General features: G+C 68.1%; 4 protein-coding genes (1 of these 4 only partly in view). All 4 read right to left on the reverse strand.

What is annotated here, in order from left to right; all coding sequences use genetic code 11:
* Nucleotides 1-54: 54 nt before the first annotated feature.
* Entirely contained in the window at nt 55-1,326 is a 1,272-nt protein-coding gene (locus SY84_RS08040; protein WP_046843589.1) for a bifunctional folylpolyglutamate synthase/dihydrofolate synthase, read from the reverse strand.
* 74 nt (nt 1,327-1,400) lie between these two features.
* On the reverse strand, nt 1,401-2,345 hold the full coding sequence (locus SY84_RS08045; protein WP_046843590.1) for a manganese-dependent inorganic pyrophosphatase: 945 nt from the start codon (nt 2,343-2,345) through the stop codon (nt 1,401-1,403).
* Nucleotides 2,346-2,449: 104 nt separating this feature from the next.
* A complete protein-coding gene (locus tag SY84_RS17035; protein ID WP_046843591.1) occupies nt 2,450-5,656 on the reverse strand; it encodes an S-layer homology domain-containing protein in 3,207 nt (1,068 codons plus the stop codon).
* Nucleotides 5,657-5,962: 306 nt separating this feature from the next.
* Nucleotides 5,963-6,702: the 3' portion of a tRNA guanosine(34) transglycosylase Tgt gene (gene tgt, locus SY84_RS08055; protein WP_046843592.1), read on the reverse strand. 433 nt of this gene lie beyond the right edge of the window; the window shows 740 of its 1,173 coding nt (coding positions 434-1,173); the start codon falls outside the window, past its right edge; its stop codon occupies nt 5,963-5,965.

Genomic DNA, 6,702 nt, shown 5'->3' on the forward strand with positions numbered 1-6,702 from the left:
CAGGGTAGCGTGCCGCGCCGCCCGATCCGCCATCTGGCGGAGGTCGACGGGCAGTCACTGCCAGCGTTCGCGGTCCTCGCTGTCCTCCCCCAGCAAAAGGGGGCGGACCTCGCCCAGCAGGTACAGGCTGCCGCACACCAGCGCCTGCGGGGCGCGCAGGACCGCCAGTGCGTCCAGCGCCGCCTGCGGGTGATCCGTGGCCGTCAGCGGCACGTCCGGGAAGAGGGGCGCAAGGCTGGCCGGGTCCGCCGCGCGGGGGCTCAGCGCGGCCCGCGTGAGGATCACCTCGGACGCCAGGGGCCGCAGGGCCCACGCAACCCCTGCGAGGTCCTTATCGCCCGCCGCGCCGAACACCAGCGGCAACCGGTCCACGCCAAGCTCCCGCAGGGCCGCTGCGACCGCCTGCGCGCCGTCCGGGTTGTGTGCGCCGTCCAGCAGCACCCGCGTGCCGCGCCAGGGAATCACCTCCAGGCGGCCCGGCCACTGCGTCGCCTGCGCGCCCGCCTGCACCGCCTCGGGGCTCAGCCCCAGGCGCAGGGCCGCCAGCGCCGCCAGTCCAGCGTTCGCCGCGCCGTGCGCGCCCAGCAGCGGCGTGCGCAGCATGACCGTCCCCGCCGGGCTGTCCACCGTGACTTCGGAGCCGTCCCAGCCGCGCCCCTGAACGCTCAGGTGTGCCTCCTCACCCAGCGCCCACAGGGCCGCGCCCTCCACGCGCAGGATGGGCCGGAGGTCGGCCGCCACACCCGTCACCGCCGGACGTCCCGCGCGCAGGATGCCCGCCTTCTCCCGCGCGATGGCCCCGTGGGTGTCGCCCAGCACCTCGGTGTGATCCAGGCCCACGTTCGTCAGGATGCTCAGGACCGGATCGAGGGCGTTCGTGGCGTCCAGCCGCCCCCCCAGGCCGACCTCCATCACCGCGACCTCCACGCCCGCCCGGCGGAACAGCTCTGCGCCCAGCGCCGTGATGACCTCGAAGAACGACGCGCCGACCTCCTCCGCGTGCGGTCGCAACTCCGCGAGGGCCGCCGCGACCTCCGCCTCCGGGAGTTCCGCGCCGTCCACCACGAAGCGCTCGGTGAAGCGCGTCAGGTGCGGACTGGTGAACAGGCCCGCCCGGACGCTCCCGGCGCGCAGCATGGCCGCTAGGGACGCCGCCGTGGAGCCCTTGCCGTTCGTGCCGCCCACCAGCACCGTCCGGAAGGCCCGCTGCGGGTCACCCAGGCGCGACAGCAGCGCCTCCACCCGTCCCAGGCCGGGCTGCATCCCGAAGCGCTGCCGCGCGAACACCCAAGCCAAGTCACCCGAGGGACCACCAGAATCAGTCATCCGCCCAGCATAGGGCGCGCGAACACGAGGAGGCCCGCCCCCATGCAGGAAACGGGCCTCCAGTTCAGCGGGGGTCAGCCCTGCGGCGCGAAGTACCCCTCCAACGTCGGCACAATCTGCTTCTTGCGGCTGATCCGGCCACCCAGGTCCGCCACCTGACCGTCCACGCCCGCGCCGAAGGCCTCGCGCAGCACCTTCTCCTCGGTGGCACTCAGGACCAGCGTACGGTTCGTCTCGTTCAGGATATCCACCACGCTCAGCAGCACGCCGCTCAGGCCGTCCTGCGCCTTGGCCTGATCCATCGCGGCCAGCAGTTCCGCCTGACGCCCGAACACGTACCCGGGGTTGGTGGTCTCGATCACGCCGATGCCCCAGCTGTGCGGCGCGGCCACGCCACCGAACGGGAACACCTTGTAGTCCATGCGCAGCAGCGTGTCCGCCGGAGTGTCCCCTAGATCGCTCTTCGCGGCGAACATCGCCAGCGCGTACGCCTCGACGTCCTCAATCCCCGCCACGGGCGCCAGGAACGCCACGGCGTCCCGGTCCTCCTGGGTTGTGGTGGGACTGCGGAAATGCAGCGTGTCACTCAGGATCGCGCTGAGCATCAGTCGGGCGTCCAGCGCCTCCACGGGTAAGCCCGCCTCGCGGTGCAGTTTCAGCAGGATCGTCCCCGTGCAGCCGACCGGCTCGAAGCGCAGGTAGGGCGGCTGTGCGGTCGTCAGGTCGCCCAGCTTGTGGTGATCCACGACGCGCGTGACATTCAGCTCCGCGAGGTTCGGGGCGGACTGGGCGCTCTCGTTGTGATCCACCAGCGCCACCGCCGCACCAGCGGGCAGTTCAGGCAGCAGCGCCGGAGCGTCCACCCCGGCCTGCTCAAGGACAAACGCCGTCTCGAAATTCAGGTCGCCCAGGCGGTACGCGGTCGCGTCTACGCCCTGGCGGGTCAGGAGCCGCGCGTACACCAGCGCGGCCGTGATGGCATCAGTATCGGGGTTCAGGTGACCAAACACAGCAATCATGTGGCGATTCTACCGATTTGCCATTCCGGAAACGCCGACCTGCCCGCACAACATCAAAAGAGAACCCCCCGCACGGGGCGGGGAGTTCATTCAGCTGGTTAGGTTTAGAACTTGACCTTGTAGCTGATCTTGAAGACGTTGCCCTTGGCGTCGGCCGCGCCGGCGACCGCGGCGCCGTTGCTTTCACGCAGGCGCAGGTTGCCGTAGCCGTACCCGAAGCTGAGGTCGTAGTAGTTGCCTTCCACGTACAGCAGGTCCTGGCTGACGGTGCGGTTGCCGTTGTACTGGTCGATGAACGCACCAGCGGTACCTGCGGCAGAGCTACCGTCGGCGTTGAAGGCAGCCACGTAAGGGGCGTAGGCGCGGTTCGTGCCCTGGTAGCCGGCGTAGTACACGGCCAGCTTGGTGTTGGGGAGCAGGAACTCGTTCAGCTTGACGCCCACGCGGTACAGCACGTCGCTGGCGGTGAAGTCGGCTGCGGCGCCGGTGGCGGTGCCGTAGTCGTAGCTCTTGCTCTGGCCCTTGACGTAGGCCTCAAAGCTGGGCTTGAAGACGGTGTTCAGGGCATCGGTCTTGACATCCACGCTGCCGTTGAAGGAGGTGGTGTTCGCCAGGGTGGCGGTGCTGTTCCGCTCGCTGTCCGCGAAGGTGCTGTTGTTGAAGCCCGCGTTCAGCTTGATGGCGGCGACGCCCAGCTTGGTGTCGTACGCGGCGCTGCCGTACACGACCTGGTTGGTGTAGCCGTTGGTGGCCGCGCGGTAGCGGGAAGCGTAACCCAGGGTCAGGTCCAGGCCCTTGACCAGCGCGGCGGCGTCCTTGCCGTTGTGCTTGGCTTCGAAGCCGTACTCGCTGTAGCAGACGCTGGTGGTGGCGGTGCCGCAAGTGCCAGAGTCCAGTTCGCTGGTGCTCAGGCCGAACTCGTTGCTGTTATACGCGACGCTGTTGGCGAACAGACCGCTGTCGCTGTTGGCGCGCAGGCGACCGTCGGTGGAGACGTTGCGGTAGAAGGCGCCGAAGCTGAAGCCCAGGGGCAGACCCAGGTCAGCGCGGACAGCCGTGCGGACGCCGTTCTTCGCCTGGAAGGCCGCAGCCACGGGCGCCTGGGTGCCGGTCAGGTACTCGTAGTACCCGCCGCGGACGGTCACCAGGTTGAACAGGCTGACCTTGCCGGCCACGCCACGGTCCACGATCGCGCTGGGCTCGCTAGCGGTGTTCAGGGGGCTCTTGCCGTAGGCCACGCTGTTATCAACGTATCCACCCACGTTCACCAGACCCAGGATGTCGGCCTTGGCCTTCACGCCGAAGCCGGTGCGGCCCGCGCCGTAGGGAGCGGTGCTGTTGGTCGCCAGGGGGTTGGCTTCCATCACGCCTGCCACGGCGTCGTAGCCGGCGCTGACGGTGCGGTAGTTCAGGGTGTACACCTTCACCGGGCCCAGGGTGCCGCTGGTGCGGGCGTAGAAAGCGTTCTCCACCGTGGTGGCCGTCGCGGTGGTGGGAGCAGCGCCGGGGGCGGTGGGGGTGAAGGTGGTGCCGGTCACGCGGCTGGTGGCGTACTCACTGTCCAGCTGCCAGCCGGCGACGGTGCCGTGCAGGTCAGCGCCGAACGCCGTCACGTCGTTGATCACCGTGCTGGCCGTGCCGGCAACGGCTTCGTTGACGAGGGTGGCAGGGTTGTCTGCAACGCCGGTCGCCAGGGTCGTGGCAGCGGTGTTTGCCACGCCGGTGCCGTACGCGTCGCGGCCTTCCTGCATGTAGTTCAGGCCAGCTTTCAGGGTGCCGACGGGGGTGATCTCGGCGCGCACACCGCGGTAGTACAGGCCGTCCGTGTTGGCGCCGCCGCGGCTGCCGTACACGCCGGTGATCATAGGCTTGAAGGCGCCGATCACGGGCAGGGTGCTGCCGTCCACGCTGACGATGTACCCGTCACCACGGCCCACGGCGTCGTTGTCACCGATGTAGTCAGCGAACTTGAACTTCAGGGCCTTGCCGAAGGTCACGGTGACAGGCGCGTTGCCGACGGTGAACTTGGTGGTGGCCTGGTTGAAGTAGAAGAACAGGGGACGGTAGGTGGTGCCGTCCTGCACGACGTCGGGGTAACGGCTGTCTGCAGTAGGCAGGCCGGCGCGGATGCCGAAGCTGACGTCGACGCTGTTGACGTTCAGGCCGCCAGGGCCGGGGACGTAGGCGCCGCTGACGTCGCTGCGGGCGGTGTCGAACTTGCCGCTGTTGCCGAAGGTGATGCCGAAGCTCAGGGTGGTCTGACCTTCGACGGCGACGGGCGTAGCCGCAGCAGTGCTGAAGCCGTAGAAGCTAGAGGCGGCAACGGCTTCAGCGTCAGCGCGTTGCGCAGCAGTCGGGTTTGCAGGGAGCACAATCGTGCCATTGCCCACAAGCACACGCCCACCGGTCAGGTCGGCGTAGTCGACAGCAGTGTCGACCGTGGTGGCGTTGCCGTCGGTGCCGGTGGTGAACACGGTGCCGGGGATCAGACGGTCCAGGTCCATGTTGCGGTTGGCACGGGCCACGTAGTAGGTGGCGCTCAGGCTGGGGGAGATGCTGAAGGCGTACTTCTCGAGCTGGGCGACGCGGTTGTCGAGGCTGGTGACCTTGGTCTCGACAGTGGTGACGCGGCCGCCGAGGGCATCGAAGTCGGCGCGGGCGACGAGGTCGGCCTGGGCGGCTTCGACGGCGCTGACGCGGTCCTGGAGGTTCAGGATGTCCTGGTTCAGGAGGACGGTCAGGTCGTTCAGGGCGGCGATCTGGCTGGCGTTGTCGTCGACGTCGGCACGGAGGGTGTCGTAGTCGTCGGCGCGGGCGGTCAGGTCGTCGATCTGGCTGGTGAGGCCGGCGAGGGCTTCGGCGTCGCCACTGGCGGCGGCGAGCATCTCGACGCGCTCTTCGAGGCGGGCGAAGTCGTCGCGGCTGACGGCGTTCTCTTCCAGGTCGCTGACACGCACGCCGAGGGCGGCGAGGTCGGCGGCGAGTTCCTGGATCGCGTTCTGCAGCGCGGTCAGGGTTTCCTCGTCCATCGTGCTGACGCTGGTTTCACCGGTCTTGATCTGGCCCAGGAGGCGGGCGATGATCACGGCGGCTTCGTAACGGGTCAGGTTCTGCGTGCCGCGGAAGGTGCCGTCGGGGTAGCCGAGGAGGATGCCCTTGCTGACGAGCAGGTCGATGGCGTCCTTGGCCCAGTGACCAGCGGGGACGTCGGTCAGTGCGGGCACCTGGGGTGCGCTGGCGGTCGCGGCCGTCTGGGCGGCGGCGGCGCCGAAGGACAGCGCGGCGGTGAGAACGAGCAGGCTTTTCTTCATATGAACCCCCAAAAAGGTCGTCGCGCGGCGGAGCACGTTCTGCGGCTCTGAAGGTGACGGTGGGGCGAGTTGCCGGGTTTCCTCTCCCGGAGTGGTTCGCCGTTCCCGTGTTCTTTCGCGCAACCTGACATTCTTTGCCTGTCGGTTCAGAAGTGTCAGATCAGGCGGATGATACAGGCATGAAAGAGACCCGGTCAACCCTGAGAATGGCCTAAAAGCGCGATTTCATCGCACATGACCGATCTCTGACCAGAGCATGAAGGTTCTACAAAGGCCACCGGACTTGATCTTTCTACGTGCCAGTGGTCACGATTGGGACTTCTGGCTCTCCTGGTTCTGTCCTGTCTCCAGAGCAATCTGGAACCACTGCGGCACACCCTGACGGAAGTACCGCGCGGCCCAGGCCGACGCCCAGGCGTGGAATTCCCCTGCCTGAATCGCCGCGCGGGCCCGTTCCATCAGGCGGTGCAGGTACCGCAGGTTATGCAGCGACAGCATGCGCGGCCCCAGCATCTCCTCGGCGCGGATCAGGTGCGCCAGATACGCACGTGTGTAGTTACGACAGGCGTAGCAGTCACACCCTGAATCCAGGGGCTCCATGGAGGTGCGGGGCGCACTGGAGTTCATGTTCAGCCGCCCCTCGTCCGTCAGGGCGTACCCGAAGCGGCCCGTGCGCGTCGGATACACGCAGTCGAACATGTCCACCCCCAGCGCCACACCCGCCACCAGATCCTCCGGGTGACCCACGCCCATCAGGTAGCGGGGCTTGTGCTCGGGCAGACGCCCGGCCGTGAACGCCACCGCCGGGTACATCTCCTCTTTGGGTTCACCGACCGCCAGTCCACCCAGTGCGAAGCCAGGCGTGTCGTACGGCAGCGTGAGTTCCAGACTGCGTTCCCGCAGGTCCTCGTGCACGCCACCCTGCACGATCGCGAACAGCGCCTGCTCAGACCTGGACTTCACGTTCAGGCAGCGCGCCAGCCAGCGCTCGGTGCGCTCGAGGCTGCGCAGGATGTACTCCCGCTCGGCCGGATACGGGGGGCACT

The organism is Deinococcus soli (ex Cha et al. 2016) (assembly GCF_001007995.1).
Lineage (GTDB): Bacteria > Deinococcota > Deinococci > Deinococcales > Deinococcaceae > Deinococcus > Deinococcus soli.

What these genes read in the sequence shown, in the direction of transcription:
- SY84_RS08040 (WP_046843589.1), bottom strand. Translation starts at nt 1,326, where the DNA reads ATGACTGATTCTGGTGGTCCCTCGGGTGACTTGGCTTGGGTGTTCGCG.
- SY84_RS08045 (WP_046843590.1), bottom strand. Translation starts at nt 2,345, where the DNA reads ATGATTGCTGTGTTTGGTCACCTGAACCCCGATACTGATGCCATCACG.
- SY84_RS17035 (WP_046843591.1), bottom strand. Translation starts at nt 5,656, where the DNA reads ATGAAGAAAAGCCTGCTCGTTCTCACCGCCGCGCTGTCCTTCGGCGCC.